Genomic DNA, 22453 nt, shown 5'->3' with positions numbered 1-22453 from the left:
GCGTCCGACGGGCGTGGTGATCACGCGTACTCCCGGGGGAGTATCCGGACGTGCTGGGTGACCGACGGGCTTCCGACTTCCGGCTACCGGCTGGGAACCGGCCCCACACCTCACCCGCACCCGCGTGCCTCACCCCTGGGGCAACAGCCCCACGCTGTGGGCGAGTTGCGTGGCCGCCTGAGCGAAGAAGGCCGAGCGGTCCTCGACGACGCGGTTGTACTGGCCGAACACCTCGAAGCTCACCAGGCCGAAGAGCTGCGCCCACGCCGCGACCAACGCCGTCAGCACCGCCGGCGGCAGATCGGGCGCGAGGTCTGCCGCGAGCCGCTCGCCTTCCGCCCGCAGCTCCGCCGGCAACGGCTGCACGGCGACCCCCCGCCCCTGATGGGCGTCCCGCACCACGGCGATGAGCAGCAGCCCCACCCGCGCCGCCGCCCGCACGGTCGAGTCCGGCGCGCTGTAGCCGGGGACGGGCGAGCCGTAGATGAGCGAGTACTCGTGCGGATGCGCGAGCGCCCAGTCCCGTACCGCCTCACAGACCACGGTCCACCGCCGCACCGGCTCCTCCCCGGTGACACCCGCGTGCGCGGTCTCGGCAGCGGCGCCGAGGGAGTCGTACGCGTCGATGATCAGCGCGGTCAGCAGGTCGTCGCGGCTGGGGAAGTAGCGGTAGAGCGCGGAGGAGACCATGCCGAGCTCGCGTGCGACGGCCCGCAGGGAGAGCTTGGCGGCACCCTCGGCCGCCAGCTGTCTGCGTGCCTCGTCCTTGATCGCCGCGGTGATCTCCTCGCGGGCGCGGGCCCGCGCTCCCTTGGTGGCGCTGGTATTGCCGGTCATGGGGGCCAGTGTGACACGGAAAGGAAGCGGTGCACACATTCGAGAGCAGTGCTCTTGCTTTGGAGTACCCATCCCGTGCACACTGCTCTTAAGCGAGAGCACCGCTCTCGGAATTGGTTCCCGCAGCCCTGGAGGGCCCCATGTCTTCGTCGCCTTCGTCGTCCTCGTCGCCTTCGTCGTCCTCGTCGCCCCTGACATCCCCCTCGTCCCCCGCCTCCCCCTACTACCTCAAGGGCAGCAGCCTCAACGTCCGTTTCAACGGCGTGATCGGGTGGCTCGCACGTCACGGCGTCAGCCTGATGGGCAGCGCCGAGCTCTCCGTACGGGGACGCAAGAGCGGCAAGATGCAGCGCGTGCCGGTCAACCCGTACACGCCCGAGGGAGACCCGGACCAGTACCTCGTATCCGCGCGCGGGCACTCCCAGTGGGTGCGCAACATGCGGGCGGCCGGGGGCGGGGAGTTGCGGCTGGGGCGCAAGGTGCGGCAGTTCACGGCCGTGGAGATTTCCGACGCCGAGAAGCTGCCGCTGTTGCGCGGCTATCTGGAGCGGTGGGGCTGGGAGGTCAACCAGTACTTCCAGGGCGTGACCGCCACGTCCTCCGACGAGGAGATCCTTGCGGCCGCGCCCGACCATCCCGTCTTCCGCATCACCGTGCGGAAGACGCGGTAGAAACCGTCTAGCTGTCCCCGTCACCGTCCTGGTTCCGGTCGCGGCCCCGCTTGCGGTCCCGATCCCGGTCCCGCGCCTGCAGCACGCGCCCCACCATCGGGTGGTCGCGCACCAGCTCGCCCAGCGTCGTCGAGCCGCGCGTGATCCGCGCGAAGGCGTTCCACGCGGGGCGGACGCCCGTGAGCGCCGCGTGCACCACGCCGGGCCGGTGCTCGAAGGCCTGGAGCATCCGGCGCCCCACACTCATCTCCACACCGAGCCCCGCCTTAATGGCGAAGGCGTAGTTCAAGGCTTGGCGGCGGGCGTCCACCGCGTCGTGCGCCTCGGCGATCCGCACCGCCCACTCCCCCGCGAGCCGTCCGGAGCGCAGCGCGAAGGAGATGCCCTCGCGGGTCCACGGCTCCAGGAGCCCCGCCGCGTCGCCGCAGACCAGGACCCGGCCGCGCGAGAGCGGCGAGTCGTCGCTGCGGCAGCGTGTCAGATGCCCCGAGGAGATGCTGGGCTCGAAACCGGCGAGGCCGAGCCGGGCGATGAAGTCCTCCAAGTACCTCTTGGTGGCCGCGCCTTCGCCGCGCGCGGAGATCACGCCGACGGTGAGGGTGTCGCCCTTGGGGAAGACCCAGCCGTAACTGCCCGGCATCGGGCCCCAGTCGATGAGGACCCGGCCCGCCCAGTCCTCCGCGACGGTCTCCGGCACCGGGATCTCGGCCTCCAGACCGAGGTCGACCTGGTCGAGCTTCACACCGACGTGGGCGCCTATGCGGCTCGCGCTGCCGTCGGCGCCGACCACGGCGCGGGCCAGGACGGTCTCGCCGCCCTGCAGCACCACGGCCACGGTGCGCCGGTCGGGCACCTCGGAGCCGTGCTGTTCCACCCGCGCGACCGTGACGCCGGTGCGCAGCTCGGCGCCGGCCTTCTGGGCGTGCTCGACGAGCTGCTGGTCGAACTCGGGGCGGTTGATGAGCCCGAACAGCATCTGCCGGGAGCGGCGGGTGCGCGTGAACTTGCCGTCGAGGGAGAACGTCACCGCGTGCACGCGGTCCCTGAAGGGCAGCTCGAAGCCGGGCGGCAGGGCGTCGCGCGAGGGGCCGATGATGCCGCCGCCGCACGTCTTGTACCGGGGGATCTCGGCCTTCTCCAGAAGGAGCACCGAGCGCCCCGCGACCGCTGCCGCATAGGCCGCCGAGGCCCCCGCGGGGCCGGCTCCGACCACGACGACGTCCCACACGTACCGGGCGTCGTCCGCTGAGTTCTCGCTGCTCACGTTGGTCTACCGCTCCTGATCCCGCTGTTGGCCGCGCTGTCCAAGGCATCCTACGGCGGAGCCCCACGGGTCCCTCCTGTGGGAGGATCACAACTACCCACATGTACGACCCACACGTACAACGTCGCACCCATGAGGAGCGTGCCCATGTCGCCGGATCCGATCGCCGAGACAGTCGCCTCACTGATGCCGAAGGCGAAGGCGGAGCTCACCGAACTGGTGGCCTTCAAGTCGGTGGCGGATTTCGATCAGTTCCCGAAGAGCGAGAGCGAAGGCGCCGCCCGCTGGGTGGCGGACGCGCTGCGCTCCGAGGGTTTCCAGGACGTCGCGCTGCTCGACACCCCGGACGGCACGCAGTCGGTGTACGGCTTCCTGCCGGGCCCCGAGGGCGCGCCGACGGTCCTCCTCTACGCGCACTACGACGTGCAGCCGCCGCTCGACGAGGCCGGCTGGGTCACCCCGCCCTTCGAGCTGACCGAGCGCGACGGCCGCTGGTACGGCCGGGGCAGCGCCGACTGCAAGGGCGGCGTCATCATGCACCTGCTCGCGCTGCGCGCCCTGAAGGCGAACGGCGGTGTGCCCGTGAACGTGAAGGTGATCGCGGAGGGCTCGGAGGAGCAGGGCACGGGCGGCCTCGAGCGGTACGCGGAGGAGCACCCCGAGCTGCTCGCCGCGGACGCGATCGTCATCGGCGACGCGGGCAACTTCCGCGTCGGCCTGCCGACGGTGACGTCGACGCTGCGCGGTATGACGCTGGTGCGCGTCAGCGTGGACACCCTCGGCGGGAACCTGCACTCGGGCCAGTTCGGCGGCGCGGCCCCGGACGCCCTCGCGGCGCTGGTCCGCGCGCTGGACTCGCTGCGCGCGGAGGACGGTTCGACGACGGTCGACGGTCTGACGAGCGACGCCGTCTGGGACGGACTGCAGTACGACGAGGACGCGTTCCGCAAGGACGCGAAGGTCCTCGACGGGGTGGAGCTCATCGGTGAGGGCACCGTCGCCGACCGCATCTGGGCGCGCCCCGCGGTCACGGTCCTCGGCATCGACTGCCCGCCGGTGGTCGGCGCGACGCCGTCGGTGCAGGCCGGCGCCCGCGCGCTGATCAGCCTGCGGGTGCCGCCGGGCGTGGACGCCGCCGAGGCGACGAAGCTGCTGCGGGCGCACCTGGAGGCGCACACGCCGTGGGGTGCGCAGGTGCGCACGGAGCAGATCGGACAGGGCCAGCCGTTCCGCGCGGACACGACGAGCCCCGCGTACGCGGCGATGGCCGAGGCGATGGGTGAGGCCTACCCGGGCGAGGAGATGCAGTACGCGGGCCAGGGTGGCTCGATCCCGCTGTGCAACACCCTCTCCACGCTCTATCCGCAGGCCGAGATCCTGCTGATCGGCCTGAGCGAGCCGGAGGCGCAGATCCACGCGGTCAACGAGAGCGTGTCGCCGAGCGAGCTGGAGCGCCTGTCGGTGGCCGAGGCGCTGTTCCTGCGGAAGTACGCGGCGAACTGACGCCAGGTGGCGGCCGGGACCCTCGCACGGGGCCCGGCCGCCTTTCCGTGCACCGCCTCCACGCGCCTTTCGTGCGAGGCGAGGGTCCGCCGGTTCGAGGTTCAGGTCCCCGGGGCACCCGGGCGGCCGCGGACGCCTATCCGCCGAGCGGGACGCCGGCCTCCAGATAGAGGGTGGCCCCGCGTTCGCGTGCGCGCAGCGCCCAGCGCAGCCGTTCGTAGCGTACGGCGGGCAGCAGTTCGGCGGCCTCCTGCTCGGAGACGAAGCGCCAGCCGCGCAGCTCCGGACCGGGCAGGAGCATGCGGTGGGCCTCGCCGCTGTCGAGACTGCCGCCGTCGAAGAGGAAGCGCATCCCGCCGTAGCCGGGCGGTTGCGGCGGCTCCCAGTCGGCGACCAACAGGCGCGGCAGATCGGTGAGTTGGATGCCCGTCTCCTCGGCCACCTCGCGCACGCCGGCGCGCGCGGGTGCCTCGCCGGGTTCGACGACGCCGCCGGGGAACTCCCAGCCCGCCTTGTACGTCGGGTCGACGAGCAGGACGCGGTCGTGTTCGTCGAAGAGCAGCACGCCGGCGGCGAGGGTCTCCGCGGTGGGCTCCGGCGTCTGCACGATGTCGCACACGGAGGCGGTGTCGGTACGGACGGCCTCGGCGACCCGTTCTGCGGTCTCGTACGGGGTGAGGGAGCTGGTGTCGATGCGGTGGGCGTCCGCGTCGAGCCAGGCGGCGCGGGCCGCGCGGTAGGGCTCGATGTGGTCGAACGACCACTGCCGCACCCGCAGTTCCCCGTCGGGCAGGTCCGGCGGTACGTCGCGGCCGGATATTCGCTCGCGCAGGATCGTTTCGTCCGGGTCGAGCAACACGTGACGCACGGGGATCCTGCGCGAGGCGAGACCACCGAAGATCTCGTCGCGGTACTCCTGGCGCAGCAGCGTCATCGGCACCACGAGGACGCCGCCCACCTCGGCGTGCAGGGCGGCGGCGGTGTCGATGACGAGACGCCGCCAGATCGGCAGGTCCTGGTGGTCGCTCACCTCGTCGAGGCGCTTGGACGGCAGCAGGTACGGCAGTGCGCCGCCGATGACCTCGGGGTCGAAGAGTGTGCTGTTCGGGATCAGCTCGATCAGTTCCCGTGCGGCGCTGGTCTTTCCCGCACCGAACGTGCCGTTGATCCAGACGATCACGGTTCCCCCTCTTCTGTTGGCCCCCTGTGGATTGCCCGTAACACCCTGCCATGGAAACCCGGCGCTGAGGGGAGGGGCAGCGCCCTCGGCACACCACCGCCACAGCGCCCCCAGGGAGGCCTCCCGACCCCTTCCCCCGCAAAACGGCGATACGTCAAGGGAGTTGCGCCACCTTCACCCCAACGTGTGGCGATCACCGCGCATGAATCGTTCCCTCACTCCAGATCACCCCTGGCCCCGCTAGCGTTTCCCCGCAGGCACCCCGGCCCCCGGTGCTTTCATCCGACGGGTGCTCCCATCGGACAGGTTCCTTCGGGGCGCTGCGGCCCCCCGGCGCTGGGGGATACATGCGACAGAACGCAATGAACGACGCCGCGTGCGAGGACTCCGACCAGCCTCCTCGGGTGTACGGGGTCCGCCACGCGATCGTGGTCGAACTGCACGGGGAGATCGACGTCGTCGCCTTCCAGCAGTCGGCCCCCCTCCTGGACGCGGTGACCGCGGGGCCCGAGTCCCTCCTGGTCGTGGACCTCACCCAGGTCACCTTTCTCGACTGCTCCGGGCTCTCCCTGCTGATGCGGGCCCACCGGCGCATGGCCGCGACGGACGGCCGTGTGCGCCTGGTCTGCACAAGCCCGCTGACACTGCGCATGCTGAGCGTCACGGGGCTCGCGTCGGTACTGGATCCGGCACCGACGGTGGAGGCGGCGCTGGGCGAGTCCCAGGAGGACACGGGAACCGACGCGACGGGAACCGACGCCGCGTAGAGAGCCGCGTCCGGACGAGAGCCGCCGCGCACAGCCCAGGGTCCCCGCCCCTCTCCCGGCGCTCTCCCCCATCCGCCGCGCCGGACGAGTGAAAGCAGCCCGGCGCGGCCCGGCCCCGGTGTCCCGCGTGGCCACAATGGCCACTTGGCCTCCTCGACTCAGCCGTGGCGCAGGAAGGGCTCGGGTTCCGTGCAAACCGATTCCATGAGGACCGATCTCATGACGGCCGGGCGGCCGGCGCGTCCATCGGGAGGGCGGCGGTCGGCGTTCGTCCGGCACACCGCGGTGGCGGCGCTGGCCGCGGGCGGCCTGCTGTACAACGCGTGGGTGCTGGAGTGGGCCGTGCCGACGCAGTTGGACGCCCGGCATTCCTACATCAGTGAGCTGTACGCCGAACACCAGCCGTACCGCGAGCTGTTCGCGGGGGTCGAGTTCGCCTGTGGGGTCCTGGTGCTCATCGGCGCCCTGGCGGCACGCTGGTCCGCGCCGCGGCCCCTCCCTCTGGCCGCCGGACGGGCGCGGCAGTGCGGTTGGTGGATGCTGGCGGGGTTCGCCGCCGCTTCCCTGGGCGACGTGCTGTGGCCGATGGCGTGCGCGCCCTCGCTCGATCCCGCGTGCCGTCCGGTCCATCCGGCGCACACCGTCACCAGCGCGCTCTGCCACTTCTTCCTCTTCGCCTCGTTCGTGGCGCACACGTGGGCCGCGCGGCACAGGAAGGACGCGCCCGGCGGTCCGATCGCCACCTGGGGCTGGTGGCTGGCGGGCGCCGCGCTGCTCTCCGCGCTGGGGACGGTGGGCGCGCTGCTGGGCCACCCGGGCTGGCACGGGGTTCCGCAGCGGGTGCACGTGCTGCTCGTCGGGGTGTGGCTGATCCTGCTGGCGTCGTACGCGGCCCGCTCCGCTGCGACCGCACCGGCCCCGCCGCCCGACGCCGGGGACACCCCCGCCGTACGGGCCGTCGGTGCTCCTCAGGCGCCGTGACGGCCGCATTCCGCGAGGCGTCGGCCGCCACTTCCCGCCGTCCGACGCGTGAAGTGGTCCGCCGGTGACGCAGGCGCTCTGGGCGTCGGCCGTGTGCGCGGTGGCGGCCGCCGGGGCGAACGCGACGGCCACCGTTCTGCAACGGCAGGCGGCACGCCGCATTCCCACGGCGGACGCCTTCAGCACCCGCTTCGTGAACCGGCTCGTGCGCAGTCGGGTCTGGCTGGGCGGCGTGCTGGTGATCTGCGCCGCGGCCGTACTTCAGGCGATGGCGCTGCTGTGGGGTCCGCTCTCCCTGGTCCAGCCGATCCTCGTGCTCGAACTGCCGCTCGCCCTGGTCATCGCGCACGTCGCCACCACCGCGGCCATGCCCCCGGGCGGCCGGCGCGCGGCCGGGCTGACGGCGGCGGGTCTCGCGCTCGCGCTGGCCAGTGCCGCCCCGCACGAGGGGACGAGGAGCCTCGACGGTCGGGACTGGGCCCTGGCCGTGGCGGCGACGCTCCTGGCCATCGTCCTGTGCACCGTCGCCGCCCTGCCACGTCCCGAGGGCAGGGCCAGGGCCGCGCTCCTGGCCACGGCCTCGGCCCTGGCCTACGGTCTGACCGCCCTGTTCATGAAGGAGTCCATGGCCCGCCTGGCGCAGGGAGGTGTGTCCGCCATGGTGAGCGCCTGGCAGACGTACGCGTGTGTCGCCGCCGGCGGACTGGCCCTGCTCCTCCTCGCCCACGCCATGCAGGCCGGACCGCTGATCGCCTCCCAGCCCGCCGTCACCCTGGGCGAGGCGGGTGCCAGCCTGGCCCTGGGCATCACGTTCACCGCGGACCGCATCCGCACCGGCTGGTGGCTCCTGCCGCAGACCGCGGGCGCCCTGCTCACGATCCTCGGCGTCGTCCTCCTGGCACGCCTGCCCGGTTCCGCGGACGATCCACAAGCTTGACGTGACCGTAGCGGAGATCTCCCGTACCGCTGTGACCGGAGCGGAGACCACCCGTACCGCTCAGGAACACGCGGCGCTCACCCGGCCCGGCGGGCCTGTCTCCGCTCCCGTTTCCGCGCCAGGCGGGCCTCGCGCATCCCCTCACCGGCCTCCCGGCCACGGTCCATCATCCAGTCGCGGACCCGCCACCAGCACAGGATGACCGGAGTGACCAGCAGAGAGAACAGCAACGCTTCTCCCCAGCCCATCGGGCGACGGGGCGTGAAGTGCAGATATAGCACCCCGGTCGCGTACAACGCGAGGAAGAGCAGAAGGTACTTCACCGGCTTCGAAAGTGTCATGGCATTTCAACTACCCCTGAAGTGGCCCGACATGAGAGGCGCCTCTCCCCGGGCACACCGGGGGCCGTCCGTCGCCGGCCGGATGCGGTCGCGGACCGCCCCGGCAGGCCTCACCGCCCTACGGCGGGGCGCCCAACATAATGCTGACCATGAGTCACTCCGCACACCCCGGCCGTCCCGCCGGCGACGCCACCGGCAGGCTGGCGCACAGCATGGTGCCCATGACCGGCCGCGACCCGGACGAGCGGGGCCGAACCTCCTCGCCGCTGGAGCTCCTGTTCGACCTCACCTTCGTGGTAGCGGTCGGCACGGCCGCCTCGCACTTCGCCGAGATGGCGGCCGAGGGGCATCCGGGGCAGGCCATCACGGCGTTCGTCCTGGCGATGTTCGCGATCAGCGTCGCCTGGATCAGCTTCAGCTGGTTCGCCTCCGCGTTCGGCACCGACGACTGGCTCTACCGGGCGCTCACGATGGTGCAGATGATCGGCGTCGTCGTCTTCTCGCTCGGCCTGCCGGCGATGTTCCACTCCGTCGAGGAGGGCGGCCACCTCGAACTGCGGGTCATGGTGATCGGATACGTCGTGATGCGTGTCGCGATGATCCTGCAGTGGTGGCGCGCGGCCCGGCAGTCCCCCTCGTTCCGCCACGTCGGCAGGGCGAACATCCTGTGGACCGTGATCGCCCAACTGGGCTGGGTCCTGGTCGCGTTCACCCACATGCCGCTCGCCGCGGTGTTCGCCGCCTTCGTCGTGCTGGGCGCGCTGGAGCTGATCCTGCCGGTGCTCACCCAGGGCGACGCGGGCGGCACCCCGTGGCACCCCCACCACGTCGCCGAACGGTACGGGCTCTTCGCCATCATCGTCCTCGGCGAAGGAGTCGTCGGCACGGTCGCGTCCTCCGGCGATCTGCTGGGCGGCGCGGACGGCATGGACTGGAGCGGGAACGCCGTCGCCGTCGTCATCGCCGGCGTCGGACTGACCTTCGGCATGTGGTGGGTGTACTTCGCGACGCCCTTCGGCGACGTCCTCGTACACCGCCGCGGGCGCGGATATCTCTTCGGTTACGGCCACATCCCCCTGTTCATCGGGATCGCGGGCGCGGGCGCGGGACTCCACGTGGCGGGGCTGCACCTGGAACACCATTCCGAGCTCGATGACGTCGCCGTCGTTCTGTCGCTGGCCTTGCCCGTCGGCCTCTACCTGCTGATGGTCTATCTGCTGCACACCCTGCTGCTGTCCGCGGCGGACCGCTTCCACCTGCTCCTGATCTCCCTGACACTCGCCGTGCTCCTCGCGGCGGTCCTGCTGGCCGCGGCGGGCGTCGCCATCGCGGTGTGCTTGCTGGTGATCATGGCCGCCCCCTTCGTCACGGTCATCGGCTACGAGACGATCGGCCACCGCCACCAGCGCCAGATGCTGGAACGGCTCCGCGTGCGGGACGGCGGCGCGCCGGAGGCGGGCACGGAGGCCAACTGACGCCATCAGGCCGCGCGGCGGTCCGCCACCCCCGCCAGTACGGCCTCGTCGGTGACGGGCCCGCCCGCGGCTCCGAAGGCGGGGCGCCACGGGCGTCGCTGCGGACGTCTGCGCGCATCGGTCACTCCGGCGGGGCGGACTTCCTGCGCTGGTTGGCGTTGAAGCGTGCCTTCTTCTGGCGGTTCCCGCACGTGTTCATGTCGCACCATTTACGGGTGCGACTCTGACTGGCGTCGAAGAAGGCGGCTCGGCACGTCGGCGAGGCGCACAGAGCCAGCTTTCCGTCGCGTTCGCCCGCGATGACGCCGATCGCGTCGTCGGCGATCACGCCGAGGGCGTCTTCCACGCCGGAAGCCGGGCCGAGCCGCCACTGCCGGGCACCCTCGGGCGTCAGGAACGCCGAGGCCCGGCCCCGAGCACTCCGCTCATTGATGATCCGGACGGCGGACGCGGGAAGAGCCTCCCCGGTCGCGGCCGCCGTCGCGGCGGCATGGATCGCCTCCCTCAGTTCCCGGGCGAGGTCGAGCAGGGCAGGGGTGCAGGACTCCACGGCGAGGCCGTAGGCCGCCAGCCAGTCGACGAGTCGGTGCGGAACGGGAATGCGCTCCACGGGGTCGCCATGACGCTCCGACAGGGTCCCGGTGAAGCTCGTCGCCAGCACCGCGCCGAGGCGGAAGTCGGGGAACTGAGCAGACATGGAACCACCTTAGCCGGTTGCCGCGCGGCACGGAGAACTGTTAGAACCGTCTTAGCCGGTTCATGAGAGGCGTGGCCGGTTCCGCGACGGCCAGGAGGTTCCATGACCCGCCCGACCAGCGACGTAGAGGCATGTGCGGCCCGCGCGACCGACGCGGACCTCGACGATCTGCGCGCGCGGCTCGCCGCGGCGCGACTGCCGGAGGCCGAGACGGTCCAGGGCGCCGCACCCGGCCCTCGCCGATGGGGACAGGGCGTCCCGCTCACCGACCTGACCCAGGTCGTGGAGTACTGGCGCACCGAGTACGACTGGCGGGCGTTCGAGGCGCGCCTCGACGAGATCGGCCAGTTCCGTACGACCATCGACGGTCTGGGAATCCACTTCCTGCACCGCCGGTCCACCCGCGGGGACGCCACTCCGCTGCTCCTGACGCACGGCTGGCCGGGCAGCATCGCCGAGTTCATCGATGTGGTGGACGACTTGGCGGATCCGACGGACGGGGACGCACCGGCGTTCCACGTCGTGATCCCGTCGCTGCCCGGCTTCGGTTACAGCGACAAGCCGGCGACCACCGGATGGGGAACCGAAAGGATCGCGGCCGCCTGGGTGGAACTGATGGGGCGGCTCGGATACGCCACGTTCCTTGCCCACGGCGGTGATTGGGGAGGGAACATCACCACCGTCCTCGGCGGCAGGTTCCCGGCGCACGTGCTCGGCATCCACACCTTGTTCGCGGAGGCGCCGCCCGGGTTGTCGACGGACGGGCTGACCGCGGACGAGCGCAGGTGGACCGAGGAGACCCACGACTTCTGGCGCCACCGCGCGGCGTACGCGAAGCAGCAGGCCACCCGGCCGCAGACCATCGGCTACTCGCTCGTCGACTCACCGGTCGGGCTTCTCGCCTGGATACTCGACAAGTTCGCCGAGTGGTCGGACACCGAGGACAGCCCGTTCGAGACGATCTCCCTGGACAGGATCCTCGACGACGTCACCCTGTACTGGCTGACGCGGACCGGGGCGTCGGCGGCCCGCATCTACTACGAGAGCCACAACTCGCTCGACCCCGAGCTCCGGGTCGACGTCCCGTCGGCGATCACCATGTATCCCCGCGACATCGAGAAGAGTCCGCGCCCCTGGGCGGAACAGCGCTACCGGCAGATCGTCCGGTGGCGGTCACCCGAGGCCGGCGGGCACTTCCCGTCACTGGAGGTTCCCGAGTTCTTCGTCGGGGATCTGCGGGAGGGCCTCGCGGCGGTCCTGGCCGCCGCCCGGTGACATGAGGGCGGAGCCGGCCCGCCGGTCGGTGACACGGAGACGGAACCGGCCCGCCGTCCTGTGCGATCCCCCGCCCCAGCCGAGTGTCGCGGCGCTCGGCCTCGCCGAGCGGGGGCTCCGGGGGTGCGTGGCGGCGCGGCGAAAGGAGTGGGTCCTGACCCGGCGGTAGCGTCACGAGGATGACAGGAACCCATGCCGGCCGGGGGTGGACCGCGTCCATGTCCGCGGCCTACGAGCAGTATCTGGTGCCCGTGGTATTCCGCCCTTTCGCCGAGGACCTGGCCGTCCGGGCGGCGGCCCTCCACCCGGAGCGGATCCTCGAACTCGCCGCGGGAACCGGTGCGTTGACCTCGCACCTGCTCGCGGCGGCGCCCTCGGCCGAGGTGACGGCCACCGACCTCAACGAGGCCATGGTCACGCTCGGGTCGGCCCGGGCTCCCGGCGCGACGTGGCGGCAGGCCGACGCTCAGCGGCTGCCGTTCCCGGACGGCGGGTTCGACCTCGTCGTCTGCCAGTTCGGCGTGATGTTCTTTCCCGACCGCGTCGAGGCCTTCACCGAGATCCGCCGGGTCCTGGGCCCGGGGGGGCCGGTTCCTGTTCAACACCTGGGGACCGTTCGCGGAGCACGCCTTCGAAGTGGCGCTGCAGGCCGGACTGGAGCGCGCCTTCCCGGCCGATCCCCCGCGCTTCCTCCCGACGGTGCCGCACGGCTACGCCGACCCCACGGTCGTGGCCGCGGACCTGGCCGCCGCAGGGTTCACGGTCGAGCACGAGCAGAAGCTGACGCTTCAGGGACAGGCGCCGTCGATCGCCGACCTCGCCACCGGGTACCTCACCGGAACACCGGTGCGCGCAGCCGTGGAGGAGCGCGGCGACGGGCCAGGCGTCCAGGGCACCGTCATCGAGGAGATGACGAGCCGCCTGGGCCCGGGTCCGGTCACCGCCCCCATGACGGCGTACGTCTTCCGGGCCGCCGCAGCCTGACGGGCCCACCTCAGGACGCAACCCAACACAACCGAACGCAAAGGTCGGATGTCCATCCCGCGAGGCGCCACCGCCCAGGCGCCCCGCATCGACCGGATGAACCAGTACCGCTCCCCTTCCAACAGAGTCCAACAACCCCTACCGTAAGCGCGCGTGTGACACGGACATGCAAACCCCCCATCTTCCGCGAGTACGGAGGAACGTAACGATGCGTCAACTCCCCGCCCGCACCACCCGCCGAAGAGTGGTCGGATCCCTGACCGCCGCCCTGCTGTGCGCCGCCGGGCTCGCCACCCCCGCCGCGGCACGTGACACCGCCGACCGGACCCCCACGGAATACGACGCCACCGGCGCCGCCACAGCCGGACAGTCCCGGTCCGAGGCCGGTGGTGTGCGGCTCCCCGACGGGCTCGCGCTCACCCCGCCCATGGGGTTCAACAACTGGAACTCCACCCACTGCCGCGCCGAGTTCAACGAGGCGATGGTCAAAGGGATCGCGGACATCTTCGTCGAGAAGGGCCTCAAGGAGGCCGGGTACGAGTACGTCAACCTCGACGACTGCTGGGCGCTCCCGGAGCGCGACGCGAACGGCAAGTTGGTGCCCGATCCCGCGCGTTTTCCCGGCGGGATCAAGGCAGTCGCGGACTACGTCCACTCCAAAGGGCTCAAGCTCGGCATCTACACCAGCGCGGGCACCAAGACCTGCAACTCCGCCGGGTTTCCCGGCGCGCTCGGCCATGAGCGCAGCGACGCACAGCAGTTCGCCGACTGGGGCGTCGACTACCTCAAGTACGACAACTGCAACAACCAGGGTGTGGACGCCAGGCAACGGTACGTCGCCATGCGCGACGCACTGAAGGCCGCCGCCGAGACCACCGGCCGGCCCATCGTCTACAGCATCTGCGAGTGGGGCGAGAACAAGCCGTGGGAATGGGCGGCGGACGTCGGCCACCTGTGGCGTACCACCGGCGACATCAGCGACGACTGGGGCTCCATGTTGTCGATCATGAAGCAGAACCTGCCGCTCGCGGAGCACGCCGGCCCCGGGCACTGGAACGACCCGGACATGCTCGAGGTGGGCAACGGCGGCATGACGGACACCGAGTACCGCACCCACTTCTCGATGTGGTCGATCATGGCCGCGCCGCTGCTCATCGGCTCCGACCTGCGCAAGGCCACGCCGGAGACCTTCGAGATCCTCGGCAACGAAGAGGTCGTCGCCGTCGACCAGGACCCCTTGGGGAAGCAGGGCCGGGTGGTCTCGTCGCGGGACGGGCGCTGGGTCGTCGCCAAGGAGATGAAGGACGGCAGCCGGGCCGTCGCCCTGTTCAACGAGACCGGCAGCCCGCAGACCGTCGCCACGACGGCACGGGAGGCGGGCCTGCCGGACGCCGAGGCGTACACCCTGCGCGACCTGTGGCAGCACAAGAGCTACAACACCGCGGGCCGCATCGCGGCGACGGTTCCGGCGCACGGCACCGTACTGCTGCGCGTGAGCGCGGACGGCGCGTGGGAGCAGCACCCGCCGGCCGTCGAACTCGGCCTGCACGGCGCCCTGTTGGTGGAGGCGGGCACGCCCGCCGAGGTCACCTCGAAGGTCACCGACCAGGGCCGCTCGCCCGCCCAGCGGGTCTCCGTGACGCTCGACGCCCCCGAGGGGTGGGCCACGAAGGCCACGTCGGCGAGCACGGTGAAGTCACTGCGGACCGGCGCCTCGCTCGCCACGTCCTGGAAGGTCACCGCGCCCGCCGACGCCAAGCCGGGGCCGTACGACGTGACCCTGAAGGCCACGTATCGCTCACCGCGTGGCGCGCGCGCCGAACAGCTGCTGCCGCTCACCGCGCAGGTGGTCGTCGCCCCGCCCGCGGGCACGTCGTCACTGGGCGACCAGTCATGGCTCTCGGCGACCAACGGCTGGGGACCCGTCGAACGCGACACCAGCAACGGCGAGCAGGAGGCGGGCGACGGAAACCCGCTCACCATCGGCGGCACGGTGTACGAGAAGGGGCTCGGCGTGCACGCGGAGAGCGCCGTCGAGTACTACACCGGAGAGGCCTGCGAGAAGGTCACCGCGCAGGTCGGCGTCGACGACGAAAAGGCCACGAAGGGTTCGGTCGCCTTCGAGATCTGGGCGGACGGGAAGAAGGCGGCCTCGACCGGAGTGCTCACCCATGCCATGCCGGCGCGGCCCCTGTCGGCGGATGTGAGCGGCGCCCGGGTCGTGCGCCTCGTCGCCACGGACGGCGGGGACGGCATCGACTCGGACCACGCCGACTGGGCGGACGCGACGCTGAGTTGCTGAGTCATTGAGCGGCGGGGGGCGGGGAGAGTGGGTGCCAGGGAACAGGTCTCCCGTCCCCGTCCCACACCCTCAGCCCCTCACCGCCGGCCGCAGGCCCACCGTCGCGCTCGGTTCCATGTCCAGCGCGGCGGCCGCCGCGCCGACCAGACCCGCGTCCGTACCCGTCAGCGCGGGCGCGACGGTCAGCTGCCGCACGAAGGAGAGCGTGGCGTAGTCCCGCAGGTAGCGGCGCAGCGGGGTGAACAGCACGTCGCCCGCCTTCGCCACTCCCCCGCCGATCACGGCGATGTCGATCTCGACGAGCGTGGCCGTGGCGGCGATGCCCGCGGCCAGCGCCTGCGCCGCGCGCTCGAAGGAGGCGAGCGCGACCGGATCACCGGCGCGTGCCGCCGTCGCCACCGCGGCGGCCGAGGTGTCGCCGTCGGGGCCCGGGTCCCAGCCGCCCTCCAGAGCGCGCCGGGCGATGTTCGGGCCACTGGCTATCCGCTCGACGCAGCCGCGCGCCCCGCAGGGGCAGGGATCGCCGTCGAGGTCCACGCTGATGTGACCGATGTGGCCCGCGTTGCCCGTGGGGCCGGGGTGGAGCTTGCCGCCCAGGACGAGCCCGCCGCCGACGCCCGTGGAGACGACCATGCACAGCGCGTTGTCGTGACCGCGGGCCGCGCCCTGCCAGTGCTCGGCCGCGGTCATCGCCACGCCGTCGCCGACCAGGGCGACGGGGAGCCCGCCGGTGGCCGCGCGGACCCGCTCGACCAGCGGGTAGCCGCGCCAGCCGGGGACGTTGACCGGGCTGACCGTACCGGCCGACGCGTCGACGGGACCCGCGCTGCCGATGCCCACGGCCGTCGCCCGGCCCCACAGCTCGCCGGAGGCCAGTTCTCCGAGGACCTCCTCGACCGCCCGCATCACGGTGTCGCCGTCCTCGCGCGCGGGCGTCGGCCGCTGGGCGCGCAGGAGGATCCGGCCGCGGCCGTCCACCAGGGCTCCGGCGATCTTGGTGCCGCCGATGTCGAGGGCGGCGACGAGGTCCATGTGCATCTGTGTCGGGTCTCCTGGTGTATCGGCAGGCCGGAGAGTGCGAAGGTCAGTCTCCCCTGCATCTGACAACGTTGTCCAGGCCCTATGCTCGACGCCACATGCTCATGACCGAACCCGTGGAAGAAGCGTGGACGTCCCGTGGGAACACTGTGGACGACCCCATGGACGGACCTCCGCGAACGGACTTTCGCGGACGACAGGACAGGACAGCGCACCGTGGCCGAGACCGCCGCCCGACGACCCGAGAACCGTTACGGCAACCGGCCGACCATGAAGGACGTCGCCGCGCGCGCGGGAGTCGGTCTGAAGACCGTCTCGCGCGTCGTGAACGGCGAGCCCGGCGTCACGCCCGACACCGAACGCCGGGTCCAGGAGGCCATCGAGGCCCTGGGCTTCCGCCGCAACGACAGCGCGCGCGTGCTGCGCAAGGGGCGCACCGCAAGCATCGGCCTCGTCCTGGAGGACCTCGCCGACCCCTTCTACGGGCCGCTGAGCCGTGCGGTCGAGGAGGTGGCCCGGGAGCACGGGGCGCTGCTCATCAACGGCTCGAGCGCCGAGGACCCGGAGCGTGAGCAGGAGTTGGTGCTCGCGCTCTGCGCCCGACGGGTGGACGGGCTCGTGGTGATTCCGGCCGGGGACGACCACCGCTATCTGGAGCCGGAGATCGCCGCGGGCGTCGCCACGGTCTTCGTCGACCGGCCCGCCGGGAAGATCGACGCGGACGTGGTGCTCTCCGACAGCTTCGGCGGCGCGCGGGACGGTGTCGCGCACCTCATCGCCCACGGGCACCGCCGCATCGGCTTCATCGGCGACCAGCCGCGCATCCACACCGCCATAGAGCGACTGCGCGGCTACCGTGCCGCGATGGAGGACGCGGGGATCCCGGTCGACGAGGCGTGGGTGTCGCTCGGCGTCACCGACCCGGAGCGGGTGCGGACGGCGGCCGAGGCGATGCTGAGCGCACCCGACCCCGTCACAGCGGTCTTCGCGGGCAACAACCGTGTGACGGTCACCGTCGTCCGCGTGCTGGCGGCGCTCGACCGCCCCGTGGCGCTCGTCGGCTTCGACGACATCGAGCTCGCGGATCTGCTGAGCCCCGGCGTGACCGTCGTGGCGCAGGACGCGGCGCAGCTGGGCAGGACGGCGGCGGAGCGGCTGTTCCGCCAGCTGGACGGGGCGTCGGAGACGCCGGAGCGGTTCGAACTGCCGACTCGGCTCATCACCCGCGGGTCGGGGGAACTGCCGCCGTCGTCGTGAGGGGACCCGTCCGGCGCGGGGCCGGACCGCGCTCCCCGGTCAGGGCCAGAACGCGATCGCCAGCCCGATCAGTGTGCCGAGGGCGATCAGACCGCCCGCGGCGCCGGCGATGAGGACCGCTCTCGCGGTGGCGGGCCTGCGTTCGCGCCAGCCCAGTTCCTCGGCCGCGCTCCGGATCAGGCGATGGCCGTCGGACGAGGAGAAGGAGAAGCGGGTGCCGTCCGGGGAGGTGCCCCAGGTCCGGTATCTGCTGCGGCCGATCTCCACCTTGGGGCCGGGCCCGGTGAGCGTGCCGAGCGACCGGGTGCGGACCACGTCCGTCATGGTGAATGTGGCCTCGCGCGCGTGGAGTGCGACGCGGTACGTGTGCAGCACCTCCACGCGGCGGGTCGCCTGCGGGACGTCCACGACGAGGTCGAAGCCGCGCTCCGTCCGCCGCAGGCGGTAGGCCGAGTCCGCGGTCGCGGCGGCCAGCCGGGCGTACAGCGCCTCGGGATCGCCGCCCGCGCGGGGCGTGCCGGGTGCGGCGGGTGGGCCGGGGGTGTCGGGCGTCCCGGGGACCACGTTCATCGGATCGCTTCCCTTCTCGTCCGTCTCAAGAAGCGTCTCAACAGGTCGGCAGGCCCGGCAGCGGCTTGTCGTTGTCGCCGCCCTTGAGGTAGACGTCGCTGACGAAGACGTTGGTGTTGCCGCTGTCGTCGTCCGTCTTGGCCCACCAGACGTTGGTCCACCGCCCGTACGTCTCGCGGCGGCCCAGGTTCTGCTGGCAGTAGAAGTAGTTGGCGCCCTTGTTGAGGGTGCCGACCTGTGCGCCGCCTGCCGTGTACGACTGCGCGGTGCGCCACACGTCGCAGTCGTACTTGCCGCCGCCCGCCGGATGGCAGACGGGGGCCGGCGCCGAGCCGCCACCGCCGCCGCCCGACGGCCGGCCCGAACCGCCCTCCGTCGGCTTGGAGGTGGGGTCGGGGCGTGAGCCGGACGGGTCGCCGTCCTTGCCCTTCCCCTTCCTCCCGCCCTCGCCCTTCTCCGCGCCGGACGAGTCCTTGTCGGCGGCGTCCTCAGCGTCGTCGGCGTGTCTCCCGTCGGGCGTGCGGGACTTGCCGTCCTCCTGCTGCGAGGGCTTGGGGCGCTTCGATCCGCCGCCGAGCGGGCCGCGGCTGTCGTCGTCCCCGGACGAACCCGCGCGCCCCGGGGCCGCCGCGTCCTGCCGAGCCTGAGTGCCGTCGTCCTCCTTGCCGTTGAGGACGGCGACGGTGACGCCGGTCGCCGCGAGGACGACGGTCACCGCTGCGGCGGCCAGCACCGCGCGGCCGCGGCGCGGGCGCTGACGGGTGGCCCGGGTCTCGGCGCGGCCGGGAGACACGGGCGCCGGCGCGGGCCCGGCGGGCATCCGGTGCTGTGCGTGAGGTTCGGGGGCCTGCGGTCCCGCGAGCGGCGGTCCGAAGCCCGGCGGGGGCGCACTGGGAATGCCGCGTTCCGTCGCCACGTACGGCGCCGCCGCCGACGCCACCCCCGCGAGCAGCCGCCCCGCCGCGTCCGCGTCCGGGCGCGTCCGGGGGTCCTTGTGCATCAGCTGCTGGAGTACGGGCGTCAGCGGCCCCGCACTCCGGGGCTCGGGCAGCGGGTCGGCGACGATCGCGGTGAGCGTGGACCACGTCGACGTACGGCGGAAGGGCGATGAGCCCTCGACCGCGGCGTACAGCGTGGCACCCAGCGCCCAGACGTCGGAGGCCGGGCCCGGGTCCTGGCCCTGGGCCCGCTCGGGCGCCAAGTAGTCGAGGGAACCGACCAGTTCACCGCTGCGGGTGAGGTGCGTGGCCGAGCCGTCACCCGGGTCGTCCATCGTGGCGATGCCGAAGTCGGTGAGGACGACGCGGCCCCCGGTCTCCAGGAGGATGTTGCCCGGCTTCACGTCGCGGTGCAGGACGCCCACCCGGTGCGCGGCGGCCAGCGCCGCCATGACCTCGGCGCCGATGGCGGCGGCCTCGCGGGGGTCGAGCGTGCCGCGGTCGCGCAACACGTCGTCCAGGGAGGGGCCGTCCACGAGTTCCATGACGATGAGGGGGCGCCCGTCGACCTCCGTCACGTCGTGCACCGCGACGACGCCGGCGTGCCGCACGCGGGCGGCCGCGCGCGCCTCGCGTTGCATCCGCAGGCGCAGATCGGCCAGTTCGGGCCCTGCCGCGTCCGTGTAGGTGCGCAGTTCCTTGACCGCGACCTCGCGGTGCAGCACCTCGTCGACGGCGCGCCACACGACCCCCATGCCGCCGCGCCCCAGTTGTGCCACGACGCGGTAGCGCCCGGCGAGGAGTCTGCCGACCCCGTCCGTCTGTTCCTGGTCCCCCGAATGCACCGCTGCCCCGTTCCTGCGACACCACGTTCCGTGGCGTACAGAGTACGGGGCAGCTGTGACAGGCAGGGACCGCTGTTACGCGCGTGACACCGGGAGGCCGTCCGGCTACTTGCCGGACACCGTGAGGTCGCCGCGGCGCGGGCCCGAGAAGCCCTGGAGGCGGGCCAGGGTGAGGCCGGTGAGGCGGGTCACCTCGCCGGCGTCGAGGGCGCCGCAGTCCAGGCCGCGCAGCAGGTAGCCGGCGAGGGCCTTGGCGGTGGCGGGCTCGTCGGCCACGCCGCCGCCCTCGTGGTGACCGGCGTAGGCGGCCAGGCGGGCGGCGGCCGCCTCGAAGCCCTCGCGGTAGAACGCGAACACGGCGGCGTAGCGGGTGGGGATGTGGCCGGGGTGCATGTCCCAGCCCTGGTAGTACGCGCGGGCCAGGGCGCGCCGGGTGAGCCCGTAGTGCAGCCGCCAGGCGTCGTGGACCTGCTCGGTGGTGCCGACGGGCAGCACGTTGGTGGAGCCGTCGGAGACGCGGACCCCGGTGCCGGCGGCGGCGACCTGCATGACGGCCTTGGCGTGGTCGGCGGCCGGGTGGTCGCTGGCCTGGTAGGCGGCGCTGACGTGCAGGCAGGCGCTGTAGTCGAAGGTGCCGTAGTGCAGGCCGGTGGCGCGGCCCTCGGCGGCCTGGATCATCCGGGCGACGGCGGCGGTGCCGTCGGTGGCCATGATGGACTGGCTGGTCTCGATCTGGATCTCGAAGCCGATGCGTCCGCGCTCCAGGCCGCGGGCCTTCTCGAACTCCTCCAGGAGCCGCACCATCGCGGTGACCTGCTCGGGGTACGTCACCTTGGGCAGGGTCAGGACGAGGCCGTCGGGGAGGCCGCCCGCCTCCATGAGGCCGGACAGGAAGATGTCGAGGGTGCGGATGCCGCGGTCGCGTACCGCCTCCTCCATGCACTTCATGCGGATGCCCATGTACGGGGCGGCGGTGCCGTTCCGGTAGGCCTCGGCGACGAGCCGGGCCGCGCGGGCGGCGTCCTGGTCCTCGTCGGCGCCCTTGTAGCCGTCCTCGAAGTCGATGCGCAGGTCCTCGACCGGCTCGCGCTCCAGCTTGGCGCGCACGCGCGTGTAGACGTCGTCGGCGAGCGCGCCGTCCAGGCCGAGGACGGCGGCGAAGGCCGCCGCGTCGGGGGCGTGCTCGTCGAGCATCTCCAGGGCCTTGTCGCCCCAGGTGCGCAGGGAGTCCGCGGTGAACTGCTCACCGGGCACGTACACGGTGTGGACGGGCTGGCGGGTGCCTGGGTCTCCCGGGTAGAGGCGCTCCAGCTTCGCGTCGACGGAGGCGAGGGAAGCGCTGATGCCCTCGCTGACCGTGCCGGCGAGGCTCGTTGCCACCTTCTCTTGCTGACCCATTCCTGCATCCTCCACACGCTCGGTGCCGCGCCCGGCATTTCCGCTCCACGGAATCAACAATCCGTATAGCGAAGTTATCCGTGACCTCGATGCAGGTCAACACCCTCCCGTGTCCTGCATCCGTACCCGACCTCGCGGCTTCACGCGTGTCCCGGGCCGCCCGGGGCCCCGACGCCGACAGGGTGGCCCCATCCTCCCCGCGTGCCACGGTGCCGTCCCACGCGGGCCCGAACCCAAGGAGACCGCGTACCGATGCCGATCGACTCCCCCTTCACGCGCCGGTCCGGACTGCGCGCGCTCGCCGCGGGCGCCGCCCTCCCGCTGTTCGGCTCGGCGCTGTCGGCGTCCCCCGCGCACGCCGCCCCGGCGCCGGAGGCAGCCCGGCTGGAGGTCATGTCGTTCAACCTGCGCTTCGCCAGCAGCAAGCCGCCGCACACCTGGGCCGAGCGCCGCCCGGTCACGCGGGAGCTGCTGCTGCGCGCCAAGCCGCACGTCATCGGCTCCCAGGAGGGCCTCTACTTCCAGCTCCAGGACATCGAGGCCGACCTCGGCGCCGACTACGACTGGGTCGGCACCGGGGTCGGGGGCGGCAGCCGTGACGAGTTCATGGCCGTCTTTTATGACAACCGCCGCTTGTTCCCGCTCGAATACGAACACTTCTGGCTCTCGGACACGCCGTACACCATCGCCTCGAACACCTGGGGCGCCAACTCGCCCCGCATGGCCACCTGGGTGCGCTTCCTCGACCTGGTCACCAACACCCAGTTGTACGTCCTCAACACGCACCTCGACCACGTCAGCCAGAACGCGCGCGAGCGTTCGGCGACCCTCATGGCCGAGCGCATCGCCCTGATGAAGACGAGCACGCCGCTCATCGTGACGGGCGACTTCAACGCGACGGCGCACGACAGCGCCGTGTACACCACGATGCTGGGCGCCGGCCTCGTCGACACCTGGGACGCCGCGAAGGAACGCGGCCCGGCGTACGGCACGTTCGGCGGCCACAAGCCGCCCGTCGTGGGGGCCGGGCGCATCGACTGGATCCTGACCAGGCCGACGGCGCAGGTGCACTCGGCCTCGGTGAACACGTTCTCGCTCGGCGGTCAGTACCCGAGCGACCACCTGCCGATCCAGGCGACGCTCACGCTGTGACGCGTGCGGGGGTCACCCGACGCGCCGAGGCCCTCGTTCCG

Annotated in this window: 19 protein-coding genes and 1 pseudogene; 11 read left to right on the top strand and 9 right to left on the bottom strand. The window is 72.3% G+C overall.

Annotated elements, in window-relative coordinates; all coding sequences use genetic code 11:
- Positions 1-129: 129 nt before the first annotated feature.
- Positions 130-837, bottom strand: a complete 708-nt coding sequence (locus ACZ6B8_RS22790) for a TetR/AcrR family transcriptional regulator (RefSeq protein WP_471608349.1) — start codon at positions 835-837, stop codon at positions 130-132.
- 140 nt (positions 838-977) lie between these two features.
- On the opposite strand from ACZ6B8_RS22790, the gene ACZ6B8_RS22785 reads away from it, so the two are divergent.
- A complete protein-coding gene (locus ACZ6B8_RS22785; protein ID WP_471608348.1) occupies positions 978-1508 on the top strand; it encodes a nitroreductase family deazaflavin-dependent oxidoreductase in 531 nt (176 codons plus the stop codon).
- A gap of 7 nt (positions 1509-1515) precedes the next feature.
- Here the strand turns inward: ACZ6B8_RS22785 and ACZ6B8_RS22780 are convergent, their stop codons facing one another.
- Positions 1516-2772, bottom strand: coding sequence for a geranylgeranyl reductase family protein (locus tag ACZ6B8_RS22780; RefSeq protein WP_471608347.1), 1257 nt, complete (start codon positions 2770-2772; stop codon positions 1516-1518).
- A 147-nt stretch (positions 2773-2919) separates the two neighbouring features.
- On the opposite strand from ACZ6B8_RS22780, the gene ACZ6B8_RS22775 reads away from it, so the two are divergent.
- Positions 2920-4275 carry a M20/M25/M40 family metallo-hydrolase gene (locus tag ACZ6B8_RS22775; protein ID WP_471608346.1) on the top strand — a complete coding sequence of 452 codons (1356 nt, stop codon included), beginning with the start codon at positions 2920-2922 and terminating at the stop codon, positions 4273-4275.
- A 136-nt stretch (positions 4276-4411) separates the two neighbouring features.
- Here the strand turns inward: ACZ6B8_RS22775 and ACZ6B8_RS22770 are convergent, their stop codons facing one another.
- Complete coding sequence (locus tag ACZ6B8_RS22770) at positions 4412-5455, bottom strand: NUDIX domain-containing protein (protein WP_471608345.1); 1044 nt, start codon at positions 5453-5455, stop codon at positions 4412-4414.
- Between the two features lie 347 nt (positions 5456-5802).
- Between ACZ6B8_RS22770 and ACZ6B8_RS22765 the strand changes: the two genes are divergently transcribed.
- The 3 genes from ACZ6B8_RS22765 to ACZ6B8_RS22755 all read left to right on the top strand — a co-directional run bounded on the left by ACZ6B8_RS22765 (position 5803) and on the right by ACZ6B8_RS22755 (position 8140).
- Positions 5803-6222 carry an anti-sigma factor antagonist gene (locus ACZ6B8_RS22765; protein ID WP_471608344.1) on the top strand — a complete coding sequence of 140 codons (420 nt, stop codon included), beginning with the start codon at positions 5803-5805 and terminating at the stop codon, positions 6220-6222.
- A 204-nt stretch (positions 6223-6426) separates the two neighbouring features.
- The gene (locus tag ACZ6B8_RS22760) at positions 6427-7203 is read left to right on the top strand and encodes a DUF998 domain-containing protein (protein WP_471608343.1); all 777 of its coding nucleotides are present in this window, start codon (positions 6427-6429) and stop codon (positions 7201-7203) included.
- Positions 7204-7267: 64 nt separating this feature from the next.
- Positions 7268-8140 (top strand): DMT family transporter, encoded by an 873-nt coding sequence (locus ACZ6B8_RS22755; RefSeq protein ID WP_471608342.1) that lies wholly within the window; start codon positions 7268-7270, stop codon positions 8138-8140.
- A gap of 77 nt (positions 8141-8217) precedes the next feature.
- Here the strand turns inward: ACZ6B8_RS22755 and ACZ6B8_RS22750 are convergent, their stop codons facing one another.
- Positions 8218-8481, bottom strand: a complete 264-nt coding sequence (locus ACZ6B8_RS22750) for a hypothetical protein (RefSeq protein ID WP_471608341.1) — start codon at positions 8479-8481, stop codon at positions 8218-8220.
- 149 nt (positions 8482-8630) lie between these two features.
- Between ACZ6B8_RS22750 and ACZ6B8_RS22745 the strand changes: the two genes are divergently transcribed.
- Entirely contained in the window at positions 8631-9956 is a 1326-nt protein-coding gene (locus ACZ6B8_RS22745) for a low temperature requirement protein A (protein WP_471608340.1), read from the top strand.
- Between the two features lie 121 nt (positions 9957-10077).
- Here the strand turns inward: ACZ6B8_RS22745 and ACZ6B8_RS22740 are convergent, their stop codons facing one another.
- A complete protein-coding gene (locus tag ACZ6B8_RS22740; protein WP_471608339.1) occupies positions 10078-10653 on the bottom strand; it encodes a CGNR zinc finger domain-containing protein in 576 nt (191 codons plus the stop codon).
- 102 nt (positions 10654-10755) lie between these two features.
- On the opposite strand from ACZ6B8_RS22740, the gene ACZ6B8_RS22735 reads away from it, so the two are divergent.
- From ACZ6B8_RS22735 to ACZ6B8_RS22725, 3 genes and pseudogenes are all read left to right on the top strand, one after another.
- A complete protein-coding gene (locus ACZ6B8_RS22735) occupies positions 10756-11928 on the top strand; it encodes an epoxide hydrolase family protein (RefSeq protein WP_471608338.1) in 1173 nt (390 codons plus the stop codon).
- A 218-nt stretch (positions 11929-12146) separates the two neighbouring features.
- Positions 12147-12912: pseudogene (locus ACZ6B8_RS22730) on the top strand (class I SAM-dependent methyltransferase).
- 208 nt (positions 12913-13120) lie between these two features.
- Entirely contained in the window at positions 13121-15214 is a 2094-nt protein-coding gene (locus ACZ6B8_RS22725) for an NPCBM/NEW2 domain-containing protein (RefSeq protein WP_471608337.1), read from the top strand.
- 69 nt (positions 15215-15283) lie between these two features.
- Here the strand turns inward: ACZ6B8_RS22725 and ACZ6B8_RS22720 are convergent, their stop codons facing one another.
- Positions 15284-16252, bottom strand: a complete 969-nt coding sequence (locus tag ACZ6B8_RS22720) for an ROK family protein (protein WP_471081971.1) — start codon at positions 16250-16252, stop codon at positions 15284-15286.
- Positions 16253-16468: 216 nt separating this feature from the next.
- Between ACZ6B8_RS22720 and ACZ6B8_RS22715 the strand changes: the two genes are divergently transcribed.
- Entirely contained in the window at positions 16469-17509 is a 1041-nt protein-coding gene (locus ACZ6B8_RS22715) for a LacI family DNA-binding transcriptional regulator (protein WP_471608336.1), read from the top strand.
- Between the two features lie 39 nt (positions 17510-17548).
- Here ACZ6B8_RS22715 and ACZ6B8_RS22710 read toward each other — a convergent pair whose 3' ends face one another.
- The 3 genes from ACZ6B8_RS22710 to ACZ6B8_RS22700 form a co-directional block, all read right to left on the bottom strand.
- On the bottom strand, positions 17549-18079 hold the full coding sequence (locus ACZ6B8_RS22710) for a hypothetical protein (protein WP_471608335.1): 531 nt from the start codon (positions 18077-18079) through the stop codon (positions 17549-17551).
- A gap of 37 nt (positions 18080-18116) precedes the next feature.
- Entirely contained in the window at positions 18117-19862 is a 1746-nt protein-coding gene (locus ACZ6B8_RS22705) for a protein kinase domain-containing protein (protein WP_471608334.1), read from the bottom strand.
- A gap of 105 nt (positions 19863-19967) precedes the next feature.
- Complete coding sequence (locus tag ACZ6B8_RS22700) at positions 19968-21260, bottom strand: DUF6986 family protein (RefSeq protein WP_471081983.1); 1293 nt, start codon at positions 21258-21260, stop codon at positions 19968-19970.
- 252 nt (positions 21261-21512) lie between these two features.
- Here ACZ6B8_RS22700 and ACZ6B8_RS22695 point away from each other — a divergent pair, with 252 nt between their 5' ends.
- Positions 21513-22412, top strand: coding sequence for an endonuclease/exonuclease/phosphatase family protein (locus tag ACZ6B8_RS22695; protein ID WP_471081986.1), 900 nt, complete (start codon positions 21513-21515; stop codon positions 22410-22412).
- Positions 22413-22453 lie beyond the last annotated feature (41 nt).

Source organism: Streptomyces sp. NPDC041122, assembly GCF_055592445.1.
Note: the sequence above shows the minus strand (reverse complement) of the source record. Positions and strands in the feature narration are given on the sequence as shown.